The following is a 17,366-nucleotide window of genomic DNA, read 5'->3' as shown; positions in this document are numbered from 1 at the left end:
GATCGATGGGCGGCGAGTTACGAGTACCTACGGGTCGGCTCCAAGACGGTGGACCGCGCGACGACGCGGTGCTACGACGAGGCGTCGACCGCGTCCGCGAGTTTCGTCCCGCAGGAGGGACAGTACCGCGAGCCGTCGGTCACGATCGCGTCGCACTCGGGACAGGCGATCCCGCCGTTCGGTTCGGTGACGGTCGCGACGTCCTCGCCGCAGGACGGACAGTAGTCTGCAGACGTCGGAACGTCCGCACCGCACGACGGACAGGTCGTCGCGTCCCGCTCTTCCCAGAGGACGCGCCGGCGAGACTTCGAGACGTAGTTGTACGCGGCCCAGACGACGTTGCCGAGCCCCATCGTGAACCAGAACGTCAGGAGCGCGACCAGAACGTGCGAGGCGAGCGAACCGAACTCCCGGTCGACGAGCACGATGCGGTCGGGCGTCTCTTCCTCGATCCGCCACCCCTGGGCGACGAGGTCGTCGATCTCCCGCTGTAAACGTTTGCTTCGCATAGGTTTCGTAGGCGGTCCGCGAGCAAAAGCCTGTCAGCGGCGGCGAGCGCTGCACCCGTTATATTCTCGGCGTTCGTTCAGTGAATTTGATCGGAATTACTCACGTCGCTCCGGCGGTCGCGCTGCTCGCACAGACCGACCCCGAAATCAACGTCGGCGGCAGCCTCGTCGGGAGCGCGATCGACGCGTTCCTGACCACGCTGCTCGTCGGCGCGATCATGGTCGCCGTCGCGCCCGCGTTCACTGAACGGATGATGGCCGACGTGCTCGCGGAACCGTTCGGGACGTTCCTATACGGAATCGCCTGTCTGCTCGCGCTCGGCCTGGTCTCCTTCCTCCTCGCGATCACCGTCATCGGCCTGCTCTTGGCCGCGCCTCTGCTGCTGGTTGCGTACCTGGTGTGGGCGGTCGGCTCGGCGATCGGCTACCTCGCCATCGCCAAGCGCCTCATCGGCCGCGACGACGGCTGGCTGAAACCGTTGCTGGTGGGTGCGGGCATCAGCGGGCTGCTCGCACTGACCGGGATCGGCGGGCTCCTCGGGCTCTGTATCGGTGCCGCCGGGTTCGGTGCGGTCCTCCGAAATACGTTCGGATGAGGGCCGCGTCGCCGAGCGGGTCAGTTCAGGTGCGCCGACACGCGATCGAACAACGGACTGTGCGAGACGCCAATCTCGCGATACAGCCAGATCTGGACGAAGAGCGTGAGAGCGAGTCCGCAGTTGAGGGCCGTGAAGTACCACGGCGACGGTAGTCCGCGCAATCGAATCCACACCGCGCCGACGACGCCGATACCGACGGCCAGTACCGCGACGGCGGGATTGACCGTCGTCAACAGTGGGGCGCGAGCGCGCTGCGCATCGGTGTAGACGCGCTGCTCTGCGATCCCCAGCGACCCCTGAACGACGTATAGTCCCGCGATGACCGTCGATACGACTTCGATCATAGATACCAATTCAGTCAGATTTCATTTAACACCCTCCATACTCGAACAGAAAATACCGCGATCACCACGGGAGGTACCGCCGAACGCGGTCCACCAGCGACGGATTGTGGCGGATCCGCAGCGTCGTCCCTTCGGTCTCGAACGCCGCGTCCCGTGCCGACATCTGCTCTCCGTCCGGCAGTCGAACCGATTGCTCTTCGGCTGGCACCGTCCCGCCGCTGCTCGCGCCGAACAGCGTCGGCGATCGGCTCGTCGGCTCCGGCGCTGGTCCGTCGTACTCGATCTCGTACACCGGTGTCCCGTCGTCGGTCGTTTTTCGCCAGGCGACGATCTCACGACCGCGCTCCGTGCCGATCGTCCCGGGGGCGGCGCTCGCTCCGTCGCGCGATGTGTTGCGATCCACGGTTCGTCCAGTCGGCTACTCGTGACACGTCCCTAAAAATTCCGTCGCCCGTCCGCCCGCTGTCGCGAACGGATACCGACTGGAGACGGGAGGCCGGACTCAGCCGAGATCCACGGGATCAACCTTCAGGTACTCCCGGAGGACGACCGTCGCGTACGAGCCCTTTGGAAGGGCAAACTCGAGGGTGAGCGGGTCGGTCTCGAGGTCGAGATCGGTCCGGACGAGGATCGCTCGCCTGGTCCCGGTCGAGTGGAACTCGCCGGGGAGGTCGAAGTCGTCGGGCGCCAGCTCGAGGTCGTCGAGCACGGCGCGTTCGATCTCGCCCTGTTCGCCGTCGGCGAGGGCGGTCTCGGTGCCGACCAGGGGCGCGGTGACGAACGCGCGGCCGCGCTCGCAGTGGCGGGTCACCGAATCGACGCGGCGCTCGTCGACGCGCTGGAGGCGGTCGGTGTCCGGGAGTTCGAGCCCCGCGGGGGCGTCGGTGTCGGCGAAACAGACCACGTCGCCCTCGACGGGGCGGTCGAACGGCAGCCCGCGGTCGAGGCGCTCGCTCAGCATCCGGTTGAACGCGTAGGATTGGGCGGCGTGGACGAACAGCCGCTGGAGGTTCGAGGGAACGCGTTCGAGGGCCGCGCGGAAGGTCTCGGAATCGGGCTCGCCGTCGGTCTCGGCGAGTTCGTGCAGCATCGCGCGCTCGTACCGGAGCCGGTTCGGGAACCGGTCGAGGGCTTCCTGCCAGTCCCGAGTTTCGTCCACGAAGGTTCTGGCCTCCTGGGTCCCCGCCGGTTCCGCGTCCGTCGGATTGCCGAGGTAGGCCATCACCGCGCCCTCCCAGTCGTCGCGAGCGACGGCCAGGCCGACCTTGTGGGTGACCGGGCGGCGGCTGCCAAAGCGCTGCTGGCCGAAGAAGTTGGGGACGCCGATCGAGGTCGACGTGCCGTCGTCGTCGCCGCCCTCGTTGTCGTCGCTCCGATTCCGCCTGGCGCCCTGCTCGCCGAGCCCCCCGAACGCGTGTAACTCGTCGGTGATCGTCGCCGCGTTGTCGGGTGCGGCGGGGTCGCTGACTACGAGTTCGAACTCGTTGCCCGCCAGGTCGCCGAACTCGAGCGATCGACCCGCGCGGCCGAGCACCTCGAGGTCGACGCCGTCGATCTCGGGCAGGTCGTCGGGATCCGCGCCGTAGACCGAGAACAGCTGGGTGGTGACGGCATACTTGTCCTTCGTGCCGGCCCAGGCGACCCGCTCGCGGGAGACGCCGAGCGCATCCGAGAGCCGCGCGGCGAAGTCGTTGGTGTCCCACCCGCGCAGGGTCGCCCGGAAGACCAGGTGCGGGTAGGCGTCCGTGCTCGCGTCGAGGGGGTCGGTGTCGAACCGCTCGAGTTCGCGCACCCGGAAGTGCTCGTCGTCCTCGCGCAGGCGGCCGCCGGCGCCGTCGGCGTCGCTGACGTAGTACTCCATGCCGACGGCCTGCTCGGTGGGGTGGGCTGGGCGCATACTGGATGCCGGCGGTTCGGGTGCTGGCCCTAAATCGGTTCGTTCTCGCGGGCGGCCGGCGATCAATCCGTCCGCGGGATCGACCGTGCGCCGAGCGCGAACGCGACGAGTGCGAGCGCAGCGAGGATCGCGAGGTTCGCGAGCGCGGGGTCGACGCCGGCGACCGCCGCGGTTCCCGCGTCGGGATACGTCGCGGCCCGCACGCCGCGCGCGAAGTAGGTCAGCGGCGAGAGGTTCACCAGCGGCTCGAACCAGCCGGGCAACTGCGAGAGCGAGATGAACGTCTCCGAGAGGAACAGCAGCGGGAGCCCGATGGCGTTGCTGGCCGCGACCGCGCCGTCCTGGGACTCGGTGTAGCTGCCGAGCATCGCGCCGACGCCGCAGAAACAGACGACGCCGACCAGTATGTACGGCACCAGCAGCGGCGAGAACGCGATGTCGGCGCCCGTCAGGACGACGACCAGGCCGAGGATGAGCAGGCTGGCCAGGCCGATGATGATCGCGTTGACGACGGTCTGGGCGAGCAGCCACTCAGCGCGGGACAGCGGCGTCGTCGCAAGCTTCTCGAAGCGGCTACCCTCGCGGTGGCGCGCGACCTCGCTGCCCATCCGCGATAAGGGGGTAAAGAGGACGACCACGGCGAGGTAACCGGGCACGTAGTAGGCCGCCGGCTCCGTGAACAGGCCCTCGCCGGTCGGATCGGTCCGGATCAGGGCCCCGAAGATGACGATCAGGATCACCGGGAAGAAGAACGTGAAGAAGACCGCCGTCCGCCGGCGGACGAACGACCGCCAGCCGGCGCTGGTCTCCGCCCGGACGCGCCCCATCCGGCTCATGCGGTCTCACCCGCGCGTGCGAGTTCGTCGCCGTCTCCGTCGCCGCCGGCGTCGCCGAGTCGGGCCGTCCGCTCGCGCTCGGTCCGGTCGGCCAGCGCGAGGTAGACGTCCTCGAGGTCCGGCTCGGCCCACGAGAGTTCGGTGTACTCGATTCCCTCCGCTTCGAGGAAGTCGACGACGGCACCGATTTCGGCGGGTTCGATGTCGCGGACGACGACCGCGCCCGTCGACGAGCGGTCGCGGCCGCGCTCCGGCCGTTCGACCGGGTACTCGAGGTCGTCGAAGGCCTCCGGATCGGCCGCGGTCTCGACCGTGAGCCGGCTCGCGCCGCCGTGTTCGCGGACGAGCGCTTCGGGGGAGCCCTGCGCAACGAGCGAGCCGTCGGCGAGCAGCCCGACGCGGTCGGCCAGGCGCTCGGCCTCGGCCATGTCGTGGGTGGTCAGCACGACCGTCGTCCCGCGATCGGCCAGGTCCTCGATCAGCCGCCAGACAGTCCGGCGGCCGGCGGGGTCGATGCCCGTCGTCGGCTCGTCGAGGAAGCAGACGTCGGGGTCGTTGACCAGCGCGGAGCCGACGCAGACCCGGCGCTGCTGGCCGCCCGAGAGGTCCTCGTACCAGGTGTCGCCCGCGTCGGCCAGGCCGACGTCCGCGAGCACGTCGTCCGGATCGCGCGGGTCGTCGTAGAGACCGGCGTAGTAGGACAGTAGCTCGCGAGCGCTGAGCCGGCCTGGCGGCGAGAACTCTTGTGGCAGGACGCCGAGCCGGCCGCGGTCGACGGCCGTCGGCGGCTCGCCGAGCAGTCGCGCTCGACCCCCGTCAGGTTCGGTCGTCCCCGTCAGCGCGCGGACGAGCGTCGTCTTGCCGGCCCCGTTCGGGCCGATCAGGGCGAAGACCTCGCCGCGGTCGACCGCCAGCGAGGCCCCCGCCAGGGCGACGGTCTCGCCGTAGGTCTTCTCGAGGTCCGTCGCTTCGACTACGGCTTCCATACGAATCGGTTCCGGCGCGGCGTGGGTAAGGGGTTCGATTCTCGGACTCGCGCTCTTGCCCTCGCAGGCTCAACCGTTACCCACCGATTCGTGGTATCTGTCCCGGAATGCCACAGCTCGGTTACACCCTCTCGAGCGAGGAGTTCGGTCCCGAGAGACTCGTCGAGATCGCCCAGCGGGCCGAGGAGGCCGGCTTCGATTTCCTCTCGATCTCGGATCACTTCCACCCCTGGGTCTCGGAGCAGGGCGAATCGCCGTTCGTCTGGTCGACGCTAGGCGGGATCGCGACGGCGACTGACGAAATTGAGGTCGGCGTCGGCGTCACCTGTCCGACGATCCGGATCCACCCGGTCAACGTCGCCCACGCGGTCGCGACCGTCGACGAGATGTTCGGCGACCGGTTCACCTTCGGCGTCGGCACCGGCGAGAACCTAAACGAGCACGTCACGGGCGAGCGCTGGCCCGAACACGACGTCCGCCTCGAGATGCTGGACGAGGCGATGGACGTCATGCGGTCGCTCTGGACCGGCGAGACGACGAGCCACCACGGCAAGCACTACACGGTCGAGAACGCCCGCCTCTACACCTGTCCGGACGAGCAGCCGACGACGATCGGGAGCGCGTTCGGCCCGCAGACCGCCGAGTGGGTCGCCGAGACCCTCGACGGGCTCTGGTGTTCCGGCCCGAAGGAGGGGCCGGTCGAGGCCTACGAGGGCGCCGGCGGCGACGGACCGAAGTACACCCAGCTGCACGGCTGCTACGCCGACAGCGAGGAGGAAGCGATCGAGATGATCTACGAGAAGTGGCCTAACGGCTCGATCCCCGGCGAACTCGGCCAGGAACTGCCGACGCCGGCTCACTTCGAGCAGGCCGCCCAGATGGTCGAGAAGGAGGACATCGCCGAGGCCGGCACGACGACCGAACCCGACCCGCAGGCCCACATCGACAGCATCCAGCAGGCCCTCGACGCAGGCTACGACCACGTCTACTTCCACCAGATCGGGGAGGAACAGGAGAAGGCGATCGATATGTACGAGGAGGAAGTCCTGCCGTCGTTCGACTGACGGGTGACAAGGCGGCTCGCGGCTCGGAGACCCGGCTCAGAACGCGAACGAGACGAACCGATTGATCGCCTCGTCGCTCCCCGCGACGATCAACATGTCGTCTCCACGGACGACGAACTCCGGCCCGAGATCGGTCAGCAGCTCTCCGTCGCGTTCGACCGCGACGACGGTGCAGTCAGTCCGAGCCCGCAGATCCACGTCGCCGAGGCTCCGGCCGACGATCCGAGGTGCGGTCGTCCGGACGAGTTCGAACTGCATTTCCGGCGTGAGGATCTCCTCGTCCTCGATCAGAACGGACGCGAGCATCCGCCCGGTCACCATCGACAGCGAGAGGACGTACTCGGCGCCGGCGCGGTAGAACTTCGGGATGTTCTCGGTCTCGTTCGCGCGGACGATGATCTCGACCTCCGGCGCAAGCTGGGTGATGACCAGGGTTGCGTAGATCATCGTCGCGTCGTCGTCGTGCGTGAGGATGACCGACCGCGAGTCGCTCACCTCGGCGGCCTCGAGGACGTCCTCGTCGGTCACGCTCCCGACGACGTCGACGCCCGGCTCGTCCGCGTCGTCGACGACGCAGGTCGCGACGCCCTCGGACATCAGGGTCTCGACCGCGGCGCGGCCGACGACGCCGTAGCCGCCCACGACCACGCGATCCGGACGACGTTGCAGGGACGAAACGGTCCGCGCTTTCACCTCCGAGAGGTCGTCGCGCCGCCCCGCGACCAACAGGATCGTGTTGCCGTCGATCCGGTGCTCGTCGCCCGGCACGGCGACGAACTCGCCGTTGAACCAGGCGCCGATGACGGTAATCCCTATCCGGTCGCGGATGCCCGATTCCGGGATCGTCTGGCCGACCAGATCGCTGCGGTCTTGAACGAGTAGTTCGGTCACCGCGAGCTCCTCGCTGAGTTCGATCGTGTCTCGGAGTTCGGCCGAGACCGTCGTCATCGCTTTCGTCGCCAGGCTCTGGCCGAGCACGCGCCGCGGGCGGACGATCTCATCGGCCCCGGCGTAGCGGTGGTAGCTCGCGACGTCCTCGTCCTCGACTACGCTGACGATCGTGAGGTCGCGCGAGAGCTCGCGCGCGGTGAGGATCACCATCGCATTGGTCTCGTCGTCGACGTCGGTGACGAGCGCGCGGGCGCGCTCGGCGTTGGCCGCGTGCAGCGTCTCCTCCTGGTCGAGTTCGCCGTAGATGGCGTTGGTGCCCTCGTCGTTGAGGTCGACGACCAGTTCGGGATCGTCGTCGATGAAGACGTACGGGACGTTCGCGGCCTCGAGTTCTCCCGCGAGCACGTCCGACCGGGGCGTGTACGAACAGATGACGACGTGATCGGTGAGGTCGGTCGCCTCCGGCGGGCGGTCTTGGAGCGCCTCCTGAAACAGCGGGACGACGATCAGCGGCAAGGCGAGAAAGACCAGCAGGACGCCCGTGAGGTTCATCGCGACCACGAACAGGTTCATCGCGGTGCTCTGCCAGGGCGCGTCGCCGCCGAAGCCGGCCGTCGTCAGCGTCTCGAGTACGACCTGAATCGATTGGGCGTAGGATTTGGTCTCGCCCTCGAAGGCGGCCATTCCCAGCTGATAGAGCCCCGCATAGACGCAGATGAGAACGAGGACGCCGACCAACGAGCCGACGATCCGGCGCCACCAGTGGTTCATCAGTGGGACGTGACCGATCGAGCGCTATGTAGCTTCGGAAAGCGTCCAACGGGCCGTCGTGCCGGTACAGCGGTGCTCCGAGCGATCGGCATCTCGCCGCTTCCCGATTCGTTTTGACCCTCGCCGGTGAACCCGCAGCCATGGAGTACACGACGCTCGGAAACACGGGCACGACGGTATCGCAGCTCTGCTTCGGTACCTGGCGCTTCGGCAAGGAGAGCGACGGCACCGTCGAGACGGACCGCGAGGAGGCCCACGAGTTGCTCGACGCCGCCTGGGATCGCGGCGTCAACTTCATCGACACCGCGAACGTCTACGGCGATCCCAACGGCACGAGCGAGCGCTGGATCGGCGAGTGGCTCGACGAGCGCGATATCGACCGCGAGGACGTCGTCATCGCCTCGAAGGTCTACTTCCCCTTCGACGGCTGGGGCGAGCCCGGTCCGAACGACTCCGGGCTCGGCCGCAAGCATATCCGCGCCCAGATCGAGGGCACCTTAGAGCGGCTCGGCACCGACTACCTCGACCTCTACTATATCCACCGCTGGGACGAGGATACGCCGATCGAGGAGACCCTGCGGACGCTCACCGAACTCGTCCGCGAGGGGAAGGTCCACTACCTCGGCGCCTCGAGCATGGCCGCCTGGAAGCTCACCAAGGCGCTGTGGACGAGCGACGTCGAGGGCCTCGAACGGTTCGACGTCACCCAGCCGATGTTCAACGCGGCCGACACGGACGACGTCGGCGACTATCTCGACGTCTGTGCCGATCAGGACGTCGCCGTCTGTCCGTACTCACCGCTCGCGGGCGGCTTCCTCACCGGCAAGTACGAGCGCGACGAGGACGGCACCGTCGTCGCGCCCGACGGCTCCCGGGGCAGCCTCACCGACCTCTTCGAGGACCGCTACACCAGCGAGACCGCCTGGGAGGTCCTCGAAGCAGTCAGGTCCGTCGCCGAGCAGGTCGACGCCACGCCCGCGCAGGTCTCCCTGCGCTGGCTGATGGAGCAGGATCGGTTCACCTGCGTGCCGATCATCGGCGCGCGAACGCCCGAGCAACTCGAGGAGAACGTCGGCGCGGTCGACGTCGAACTCAGCGACGAGCAGTTCGAGCGGATCGAGTCGGCCCGCGGCGCCGACGACGACGGCTACCGCTGAGGACTGTCGACGACTCTTTTCGACGAGAACGAGCGAGCAGACGAATCGGGCCGACCGTTAGATGGCCAGCGCGTCCACCAGAATCGCGACTAGCACCGCTCCGAGGAAGGCGTTCGAGGCGTGGAACGACCGGAACGCCGCGGCCTCGGTCTGTTCGAAGTGCAGGCGCACGGCGGCCCAGAGGAAGATACCGCCGAAGATCAGGACCGTCGCGGCATACAAGGGGCCGAGTTGGGTGATCCAGGCCAGCGCGATCGTACTCACCAGCGTCGCGGCGATGTAGTAGAGGATGTGCTTCCGGGTGACGGTCTCGCCGCGGACGACCGGCATCATCGGGAACCCGCCGCGGGCGTAGTCATCGCGGTAGGCCAGCGCCAGGTTGTAGAAGTGCGCCGGCGTCCACAGGAAGATGACGCCCGAAAGCGCCAGCGCCGGCCAGCCGATCTCGTTCGTGACGGCCGCCCAGCCGATTAGCGCCGGCAGCGCGCCCGCGGCGCCGCCGATGACCGTGTTCTGGACCGTGTTCGGCTTGAGCAACAGCGTGTAGACGACGCTGTAGAACAGGATTGCGGCCAGGCCGAGCGCCGCGGCTAAGCGATTGATCGTCAGGAACGTCGCCAGCGAGGCGGCAGTCAGCGCGGCCCCGAACAGCAGGGCGTTGCGGACCGGGATCAGGTCGACCGCCAGCGGGCGGTCGGCGGTGCGGGACATCTTCTGGTCGACGTCGCGCTCGAGGACGTGATTGAACGTTCCCGAGGCGCCGATCGCGAGGACGCCGCCGCCCAGCGTCGCGACGATCGTGGGAATCTCGAGCCCGGGGCCGGCGGCCAGGGCCATCCCCGCGGCGGCGACGAGACAGAGCAGCCACATCAGCCGCGGTTTCATCATCTGGAAGTAGGCGAAGGCGGTCAGCCGGGCGCGGGCCAGGCGACTCGAGGGGAGCGTTCGGTCGGACGCGGCGGACACCTCCTCGACCGCCTCGAGCGGTTCCGGCGAGTCGATGGTGTCGTCCTCGCTGCCGGTTGCGAGTTCGAGGTCCCAGGCCAGCGCCAGCACGACGGCAGAGAAGATCACCAGGCCGAGTGCGAGGTGCAGTCCCGGAAGGATCGCGGCGGGGCCGATCGTCGCGGTGACGGCGCCGACGCCGACCTGAACGACGTAGAGGACGGCGGCGACGGCGAGGGTCGCGCGGACGCGGCGAGTGACGTCACCGAGGATCGCGGCGACGGCGGTCGCGGCGACGAGGACACCGACGAGGACGGCGGCGATCCGGTGGGCCCAGGCGATCGCGAGTTCTGTCTGGCTCAGCGGATCGACCGGGGCGTGACAGGTCGGCCAGGTCGAACACGACGCGGCCGCGTTCGTCAGCGAGGTCGTGGCGCCGACGATCAACAGCAGGTAGACGCCCAGCGCGGTCGCTGCGAGCAGTGCTGAAAAGCGGCGTCGCGTCCCGATCGGGCGCGGGAACGACTCGGTTGCGGTTGCCACGGCTATTCTCGTCTAAACCCTTCGACTCCGCGTATTTAGGGCTCCCGTTTTTGGCGGCTCCGACTTCCCGCGACGGTTCGTTCCGACGGGATGTAACGGGCGGCTACCCGCGACGCAAGAGCCGACCAAAGAGGGATCCGGCTGGTCGTCGTAGCCGCGACCGTGTCGGGAGAATCGCACGGCCGATCGCCGCCGGCGGTCGACGAGGCGGCCGCGCCGCCAGCGGCGAGAGCCGCCGACGACCCGGAAGGCACCGATCCCGAGATCGAGATCGACGTCGACGGCGGCGAGCCGCCCGCTCGCTGTCCATACTGCGGCCGGCCGTTCCGCCGGCAGCGGTACGAGACGCTCCACCGCGGGCTCGACCACCCGGCTCGGCTCGCCGACCGCGAGCGCGCGGCGTTCGAGCGGCTCGCCCACGAGGAGTACGGGGACGTCCGTCGGTTCCGGCTGTACGCGCTCGGCCTGGTCATCCTGGTGTACTTCGGGATGCTGTTCGTGTACGCGTTCGTCACGTGAGCGCCGTCGACACGCGTTCGTCGCGGACCGTTCCGATCCGCTCCGGGTTCGGTCGCGGTTCGGTTTCGGCGATGAGAGCTACATCCCCATGTCTTCGGCCGCCGCCGGCACCGGCAGGTCGTGGGGCGAGACGCCCAGCAGTTCGCCGACGTGATCGAGCGCCATGTCGAACCCGTAGTAGCGCTCGAGTTCGTCGCCGTCGGCGGTCGGCCGCACCTTCAGCATCGCGTATCCCTCGATATTCTGTGCGATCGCGGCCGTCCCGCGTCCGCTGCCGGTCTCGGCTTCGAACGCCAGGCGTCGCTCCGATTCGGTTTCGTCGTAGGTCGCCCTGATACCGTTCGCCTCGGCCGTCCGATCGTCGGTCATGGACGGTACTCGCGGATCGACCACCGGGAAGCTATCGGTTCCGGCCGAGCGGTCGCGCGCCGCCACCGCCGCGCCGTCGGGACCGATGGCTCGATCGCGACCGCGGGGCGGACATCGATACGGACACTGACACCGACACCGATTTTTCGGTCGGCTGTGAGGTTCGGGTCGTGAGCCGTTCGGACCCCGCCTCCGATCCCACTTCCGCCCGCTCCTCCGCACCCTCCCAGGACGCCGCCGCGGTCCGCCGCCCGCTCGCGACCTTTCGCCTCACGCGATCGGTCGCCCTCCAGTGGCTCGTCGTCTCCGCCGCGGGCTTTTTCGGATTCGCCTACTGCTTCGGGCGCGTCCTCGCCAGGCTCCGCGGCGTCCCGCTGGAACCGATCGTCGTCTCGGCGTCGTCCCCGCCGACGATCCTCGCCTGGTCGGTCGTCTCGCTGGGACTGCTGGCCTGCGTGGTCGTCCCCCACGAACTGCTCCACGGGCTCTTCCTGACTCGTTACGGCGGCGCACCGCGGTACGGCGTCGACGTCTCGCACTTCGTGCTGCCGTACGCCTACGCCGAAACCAGCGGAACGGCCTTCACGCGAAACCAGCTGCTCGCCGCGCTGCTGGCGCCGTTCGTCGGGATCACAGCCGTCGGCCTCGCCGCGATGGCCGTCGTCCCGTCGCCGGTGCTGATCGTCCCGCTAGCGGCGAACGCGGCCGGCTCGATCGGCGACCTCTGGATGGCCGCCGTCCTCCTGCAGTACCCCGCCGACGTCCGCGTTGGTGAACTGCCCGACGGCGGCCAGGGGTTCGGCATCTACGGCGCGACCGACCGCGCCGTCCGCCGACTGCCCGGCACCCCGATCCTGGCGCGGTTCCTGGCCGGCGGCGTCGCCACGTTCGCCGCGATCGTGACCTACGCGCTCCTCGCGATACTGGTCTCGCTGGCCTTCGCCTCCGGCGATGTCGTGCTCGGCGATCCGGACCGAGGGTGGCTGCTCGTCCGCCACGTCCGACGCCCGGGCGGCACCGCCGCGCTCGAGATCGGCGACCACGCCCTGCTCGGGCTGAGCGCGCTCGGCGGGCTCGCCTGGTCGGCCGTCGCGACCGTCCATCGCCGACTCGCATCGGGCGAAGAGCGCGAACCGTAACGCTCGACGCCCGCGGCACCGAACGCCGAGCCATGACTAAGTGGCTCCGGAGCGGTCGCCGCCGGGACATCTGTTTCCTGCTCGCGGCCGCGGAGGACGGGGAACTGCGCGGCCAGCGGCTGAAGTCCCGGCTCGAATCGCACTACGACGACCGGCTCGAGCCGAAATCGTTCTACGGCTCGCTGTCGGCGCTGGTCGAGGCCGGGTTCGTCGAGAAACGGACCGAGGGGATCTACGATGTCTACGCGCTGACCGACGCCGGCGAGCGGCGCGTCCGCGAGCACTACGAGTGGGTTCGGGACTGTCTCGAGGAGTGAGACGGTTCGGCCTCAGGTCGGAAAAATCGACGCTCGCCGAACGGCGTCCCTCCTCGTCTCACTCGTCGAGCAACTGATCGCCGATCGTGTTCCGCAGCACCTCGCTGGTGCCCTCGTAGATCTCGTTGAGCTTGGCGTCGCGGTAGAACCGCTCGGCGGCGAAGTCCTTCGTGTAGCCGTAGCCGCCGTGGATCTGGATGCCCTCGTTGGCGACCTCGCGGCTCACTTCCGAAGCGTAGAGCTTGGCCTGGGCGGCGTCCTTGATGTAGTCCTCGCCGCGGATCTTCTTATCTGCGGCCTTGTGCATGAGCATCCGGGCGGCTTGGATCTTCGTGTCCATGTCCGCCAGCTTGTGCTTGATCGACTGGAACTCGCCGATGGGGTGGCCGAACTGCTCGCGCTCGTTGGCGTAGTCGCGGGCCTCCTCGAAGGCCGCGCGGGCGATGCCGACGCCGCGGGCCGCGATCGTGATGCGACCGCCGTTTAAGGTCTTCAGCGCGTGGACGAAGCCTTCGCCCTCCTCGCCGAGCAGCCGGTCTTCGGGGATCCGGAGGTCGTCGAACCGCAGTTCGGCCGTCGGACACCCCTTGTCGCCGAGTTTCTCCTCCGTCCCTTCGACGATGAACCCGTCGTCCTCCTCGGGGCGGACGATAAAGGACGAGATGCCCTTGTTGCCCGCCTCGGGATCGGTCTTCGCGAACAGCGTGACCGTGTCGGCGACGGAGCCGTTCGAAATCCAGAGCTTTCCGCCGTCGATGACGTACTCGTCGCCCTCCTTCTCGGCGGTCGTCTCCATGGCCGGCACGTCGCTGCCCGCGCCGGCCTCCGAGAGCGCGAACGCGCCGATGTCCCGGCCCTCCGCCAGCGGCGTCAGGTACTCCTCCTTCTGGGACTCGTCACCAAACTCGTAGAGCATGTTCCCCGCCAGCGAGGTGTGGGCGGCGACGATCGTCCCCAGGCCGCCCGACCCGCGAGAGATCTCCTCGAGCCCGATCGCGTAGGAGTGGTAGTCCAGACCGGCCCCGCCGTACTCCTCGGGGAAGGGCATTCCCAGCAGGCCCAGGTCGGCCATCTCGCTCACCAGATCCTGGGGAAACTCGTCGCTGTGGTCGATCTCCTCCGCCAGGGGAACGACTTCTTCGTCGACGAACTCCGAGACCATGTCGCGGATCTGCTGCTGTTCCGGAGAGAGTGCGAAATCCATGCCCGAGGGTTCGTGCCCTCGGGTCTTTATAGTTCATTATCTTTCTCCGCCATTGGTCGGTCCCCGATGATCGCTCGTCAACTCGATCCGTCGGACCCGACCGCCGACAGCGCGTTCGCGATCGGCTCGTCGCCCGAGAGGATCTCGAACGTCTCGCCGTAGACCGGCTCGAAGTCGATCGCGGCCGCGAGCGTCTGCGCGACGTCCTCGCGGGGGATATCGCCCGCGTCCATGTCGAGGCTATCGGCGACCTGGATCTCGCCGGTCCCGGGCTCGTTCGTCAGTTCGCCTGGCCGGACGATCGTGTACGTGAGACCGCTGCTGCGGAGGTACTCGTCGGCCTCGGCCTTGGCGATCAGGTAGTCCCGAAGCGGGTCGGGACCCGCCTCGGGGTCGTCGGCGCCCATCGAACTGAGCATCACGAACCGGTCGACGCCCGCCTCGGTCGCGGCGTCGATCAGGTTGATCGCGCCGTCGCGGTCGACGCCGTAGACGTCCTCGCCGCCGGAGCCGGCCGCGAAGACGATCGAATCGCAGCCCTCGACGGCGTGGTCGACGTCTTCGGTCAGGTCGGCGACGACCGGTTCGCCCCCGAGGGCGTCCATCTCGTCGACCTGGGATTCCTCGCGGACCATCGCGCGGGCGGTGTGATCGCTCTCCCCGAGCAGTTCCGTGACGTGCTGTCCGACCTGCCCGTGCGATCCGGCGATGAGTACGGTCTGGCTCACGATCGCGGCTACGGTCGGGACTGTGTTACGGGTTTCGTCGGCCCTCGCCGGGCGGGCAACGGCGGGTCGTTCCCGGCTCGTGACGTGTCGCTCCCGATGATCGGAAGATCGCGCCGCGACCGCGGCGTTTTTCCGGGATGGTCACGAAACTAACTCGAGTAGATGACCACGGGCCAGCCCGAACCCTCCACCGACGCCGATCTCGAGTGGTGCTACGACGCCGTACACGGTGTTTCGCGGACCTTTTCGATCACGATCGACCGGCTCGAGGAGCCGATGGCGAGACATATCTGTCTCGGATACCTTCTCTGTCGAATCGCCGACACGATTGAGGACGCCGGACACATTCCGCCGGAGACCCAGACAGAACTGCTCGCGGAGTACGACCGATTGCTCGACCCGAACGGGGACGGCTCCATCGAGACGTTCATGAACGACGTCGAGCCCTGGATCCCCGACGAGCGGAGCGAGGACTGGGAGGTCGTCGCCCAGACGCCCCGCGTGTTGCACACGTTCGAGTCGCTCGACGAGGTGCCCCGCGAAATCATGCGCGAACCCGTCCGCGAACTCGTCGACGGGATGGCGATGTTCACCGACCGGTACGCCGACGAGGGCGGACTACGTCTCCAGACCGTCGAAGAACTCGAGGAGTACTGCTGGTACGCTGCCGGCACCGTCGGCACCCTGATCACCGGCCTGGTCGCCCGTGGCACGTCCCAGGACCGGGCCGAGGAGATGCGGGAGAACGCCCGCTCGTTCGCCCTCCTGTTACAGTTGGTCAACATCGCGAAGGACGTCGAATCGGACTACCACGAGGAGAACAACGTCTACCTCCCCGCCGAGTGGCTCGCGGCGGAGGACGTCGGCGTCGAGGAGGTTACCCACGAGGCGAACCACGGCGGCGTCACGAACGTCATCAAGCGCGTGACCGGCCGCGCGGAACGCTACCTCGACGACGCCCAGCGCTACCTCGAAGTCGTGCCGGAACACCACGGCAACCGGCTCTCGGCGTGGGCAATTCCCTACCTACTGGCGGTCGGCACCCTGCGGGAACTGCGCGAACGCCCCGAAGACGTCGTCCGCGAGGGCGACGTCAAGGTCTCCCGCGCGGAGGTGTACGCGCTCCTCCAGCAGTTCGAAGACGGCGTCTCCCGCTCGCGGCTCGACGAGCTTCGTGCCACGATGGCCGAACAGCCGCTTCACCAGTAACGTTGCGGTCGTCTCGGGTTGCGCTCGCGTCGCTAGTTCTTCCGTTCGGCGGCCAGGCGCCGTCCCAAGAGCGCGAGCGGATACCCGAACGCGGCGACGGTGACGGCCCACCACGCTATCAGGACCCAGTAGACCGGAATTCCGAGTCCGCTCGGCGAGAGGAGCGCCGCCAGCGCCACAGCCCCGACGAGCAGCGCGGTCGACGCGAGCGCCGTGAGAAGCGGCGCAACGAGCGGATTCGAGCCGCGCTCGGCCGCGCATCCGAGCGGCAGGAAGAGGGCTGCGGCCAGTCCGAACGGGAGGACGACCAGGGACGAGAGGCCGCCGAGGAGCCACAGTAGCACGCCGGTACCCAGCGTCGCGAGCACCGCGAGCCCGATCGCGCCGCGGACGCCGCGTCGAGACGCGCTGCGACGAGCCGCGATACTGAGCCCAGCGTATCCGATACCGAGGGCGCTCAGCGCGCCGAACCCGGGGTCTAGGGGACGGCCAGTTGCGGCCGTACTCGCGACGACCAGCCCGACCGCGCCGATCGCGCCGACGGCGGCGAGTAACCGCTCGAGATCGGGCAGATCGAACGCGTCCCGACCCCTATCGACGCGGCCGACCGCCAGGCCGGCGACCGCGAGCAGCGCCGCAGGGACGATGCCGCCGGTGACGCCCCGGTCGAGCGCCGCCGGCCCCACCTCGAGACCGATCGTCGCGTAGCCGCTCGCGGTGCCGACGAGGGGCGAGTCGCTCGGTCCGTACGTGACGTACGTTCGGCTGCCGAACCCGCCGTCGGTGGTCCACGTCACCGCGTTCCCGTCGACGCTCGCGTCCCGCGGCGCGTTCGTCACGACGGTGTCCTCGGGCGCGTGGACCGTTACTCGCTCGCCGGCCAGCCGGTATCTGGCGTTCGCGAAGTAGTCGAAGAGCCAGGCGTCGCGAACGCCTGGCCTGGCGACGTCGTCGACGGTGTAGGTCACCGTGACGGTCCCGTCTTCCAGGACGACCGTGCGGTCGGCGTCGTCACCGACAACGCGTCGAGGGCTCCGCTGCTCGCGGACAGTTCGCTCGAGGCTGATGGCGTTCTCGCGATACCGGTCGGCGGCGGACTCGGTCACGGGGACCCGTTCGACCCACATCGAGTCGCCGTCGGCGTCGACGTAAACGTCGAGCGTTCCCGGCCCCGTCGCCCCGGGGACGTCGGAGGCGCAACTGCCACAGAGCTGTATCGGCGGCGGTGCGCCCGCGACGACGGCGATTCCGGCGAGGCCGACGAGACTGACGAGACTGACGAGACAGAGGAGGGCAACGATAGCGGGGCGGGAAGCGCGCATTCATTCGTAATTCGAAT

Annotated in this window: 19 protein-coding genes; 7 read left to right on the top strand and 12 right to left on the bottom strand. The window is 68.5% G+C overall.

Features of this window, described 5'->3' with window-relative positions; translation table 11 throughout:
• Nucleotides 1-71 precede the first annotated feature (71 nt).
• The gene (locus tag BMY29_RS08335; RefSeq protein WP_049988710.1) at nt 72-509 is read right to left on the bottom strand and encodes a zinc ribbon domain-containing protein; all 438 of its coding nucleotides are present in this window, start codon (nt 507-509) and stop codon (nt 72-74) included.
• Between the two features lie 86 nt (nt 510-595).
• Between BMY29_RS08335 and BMY29_RS08330 the strand changes: the two genes are divergently transcribed.
• Nucleotides 596-1,105 (top strand): DUF8173 domain-containing protein, encoded by a 510-nt coding sequence (locus tag BMY29_RS08330; protein WP_049988709.1) that lies wholly within the window; start codon nt 596-598, stop codon nt 1,103-1,105.
• Between the two features lie 20 nt (nt 1,106-1,125).
• Here the strand turns inward: BMY29_RS08330 and BMY29_RS08325 are convergent, their stop codons facing one another.
• From BMY29_RS08325 to BMY29_RS08305, 5 genes are all read right to left on the bottom strand, one after another.
• On the bottom strand, nt 1,126-1,452 hold the full coding sequence (locus BMY29_RS08325) for a hypothetical protein (RefSeq protein WP_074854672.1): 327 nt from the start codon (nt 1,450-1,452) through the stop codon (nt 1,126-1,128).
• Between the two features lie 61 nt (nt 1,453-1,513).
• A complete protein-coding gene (locus BMY29_RS08320) occupies nt 1,514-1,855 on the bottom strand; it encodes a hypothetical protein (protein ID WP_241471235.1) in 342 nt (113 codons plus the stop codon).
• 99 nt (nt 1,856-1,954) lie between these two features.
• Nucleotides 1,955-3,349: a tRNA pseudouridine(13) synthase TruD gene (gene truD / locus BMY29_RS08315; protein WP_049988707.1), complete on the bottom strand. Its 1,395-nt coding sequence runs from the start codon at nt 3,347-3,349 to the stop codon at nt 1,955-1,957.
• Between the two features lie 62 nt (nt 3,350-3,411).
• Entirely contained in the window at nt 3,412-4,185 is a 774-nt protein-coding gene (locus BMY29_RS08310; RefSeq protein WP_049988706.1) for an ABC transporter permease, read from the bottom strand.
• Nucleotides 4,182-5,171, bottom strand: a complete 990-nt coding sequence (locus BMY29_RS08305) for an ABC transporter ATP-binding protein (RefSeq protein ID WP_049988705.1) — start codon at nt 5,169-5,171, stop codon at nt 4,182-4,184. The genes BMY29_RS08310 and BMY29_RS08305 overlap by 4 nt, the downstream gene beginning before the upstream one ends.
• A gap of 107 nt (nt 5,172-5,278) precedes the next feature.
• Between BMY29_RS08305 and BMY29_RS08300 the strand changes: the two genes are divergently transcribed.
• A complete protein-coding gene (locus tag BMY29_RS08300; RefSeq protein ID WP_049988704.1) occupies nt 5,279-6,235 on the top strand; it encodes a TIGR03557 family F420-dependent LLM class oxidoreductase in 957 nt (318 codons plus the stop codon).
• A 36-nt stretch (nt 6,236-6,271) separates the two neighbouring features.
• Here the strand turns inward: BMY29_RS08300 and BMY29_RS08295 are convergent, their stop codons facing one another.
• Nucleotides 6,272-7,897, bottom strand: coding sequence for a potassium channel family protein (locus BMY29_RS08295; RefSeq protein ID WP_049988703.1), 1,626 nt, complete (start codon nt 7,895-7,897; stop codon nt 6,272-6,274).
• A 140-nt stretch (nt 7,898-8,037) separates the two neighbouring features.
• Here BMY29_RS08295 and BMY29_RS08290 point away from each other — a divergent pair, with 140 nt between their 5' ends.
• Nucleotides 8,038-9,054: an aldo/keto reductase gene (locus tag BMY29_RS08290; RefSeq protein WP_049988702.1), complete on the top strand. Its 1,017-nt coding sequence runs from the start codon at nt 8,038-8,040 to the stop codon at nt 9,052-9,054.
• 57 nt (nt 9,055-9,111) lie between these two features.
• On the opposite strand, the gene BMY29_RS08285 is transcribed toward BMY29_RS08290, so the two are convergent.
• On the bottom strand, nt 9,112-10,542 hold the full coding sequence (locus tag BMY29_RS08285) for a heme o synthase (RefSeq protein WP_049988701.1): 1,431 nt from the start codon (nt 10,540-10,542) through the stop codon (nt 9,112-9,114).
• 162 nt (nt 10,543-10,704) lie between these two features.
• Here BMY29_RS08285 and BMY29_RS08280 point away from each other — a divergent pair, with 162 nt between their 5' ends.
• Nucleotides 10,705-11,061, top strand: coding sequence for a DUF7410 domain-containing protein (locus BMY29_RS08280; protein ID WP_394297057.1), 357 nt, complete (start codon nt 10,705-10,707; stop codon nt 11,059-11,061).
• Nucleotides 11,062-11,139: 78 nt separating this feature from the next.
• Here the strand turns inward: BMY29_RS08280 and BMY29_RS08275 are convergent, their stop codons facing one another.
• Nucleotides 11,140-11,430, bottom strand: coding sequence for a DUF7111 family protein (locus BMY29_RS08275; RefSeq protein WP_049988747.1), 291 nt, complete (start codon nt 11,428-11,430; stop codon nt 11,140-11,142).
• A 170-nt stretch (nt 11,431-11,600) separates the two neighbouring features.
• Here BMY29_RS08275 and BMY29_RS08270 point away from each other — a divergent pair, with 170 nt between their 5' ends.
• Together BMY29_RS08270 and BMY29_RS08265 are read left to right on the top strand one after the other, a co-directional pair.
• The gene (locus tag BMY29_RS08270; RefSeq protein ID WP_081985404.1) at nt 11,601-12,569 is read left to right on the top strand and encodes a DUF3267 domain-containing protein; all 969 of its coding nucleotides are present in this window, start codon (nt 11,601-11,603) and stop codon (nt 12,567-12,569) included.
• A 32-nt stretch (nt 12,570-12,601) separates the two neighbouring features.
• Nucleotides 12,602-12,886: a PadR family transcriptional regulator gene (locus BMY29_RS08265; RefSeq protein ID WP_049988699.1), complete on the top strand. Its 285-nt coding sequence runs from the start codon at nt 12,602-12,604 to the stop codon at nt 12,884-12,886.
• A 58-nt stretch (nt 12,887-12,944) separates the two neighbouring features.
• Here BMY29_RS08265 and BMY29_RS08260 read toward each other — a convergent pair whose 3' ends face one another.
• Nucleotides 12,945-14,090 carry an acyl-CoA dehydrogenase gene (locus BMY29_RS08260; RefSeq protein ID WP_049988698.1) on the bottom strand — a complete coding sequence of 382 codons (1,146 nt, stop codon included), beginning with the start codon at nt 14,088-14,090 and terminating at the stop codon, nt 12,945-12,947.
• Between the two features lie 77 nt (nt 14,091-14,167).
• Entirely contained in the window at nt 14,168-14,818 is a 651-nt protein-coding gene (locus tag BMY29_RS08255; RefSeq protein WP_049988697.1) for an SDR family oxidoreductase, read from the bottom strand.
• 162 nt (nt 14,819-14,980) lie between these two features.
• On the opposite strand from BMY29_RS08255, the gene BMY29_RS08250 reads away from it, so the two are divergent.
• Nucleotides 14,981-16,027 carry a phytoene/squalene synthase family protein gene (locus BMY29_RS08250; RefSeq protein ID WP_049988696.1) on the top strand — a complete coding sequence of 349 codons (1,047 nt, stop codon included), beginning with the start codon at nt 14,981-14,983 and terminating at the stop codon, nt 16,025-16,027.
• Nucleotides 16,028-16,059: 32 nt separating this feature from the next.
• Here the strand turns inward: BMY29_RS08250 and BMY29_RS08245 are convergent, their stop codons facing one another.
• Entirely contained in the window at nt 16,060-17,349 is a 1,290-nt protein-coding gene (locus BMY29_RS08245) for a hypothetical protein (protein WP_049988695.1), read from the bottom strand.
• Nucleotides 17,350-17,366 lie beyond the last annotated feature (17 nt).

This window comes from Natrinema salifodinae, assembly GCF_900110455.1.
Lineage (GTDB): Archaea > Halobacteriota > Halobacteria > Halobacteriales > Natrialbaceae > Natrinema > Natrinema salifodinae.
Note: the sequence above shows the minus strand (reverse complement) of the source record. Positions and strands in the feature narration are given on the sequence as shown.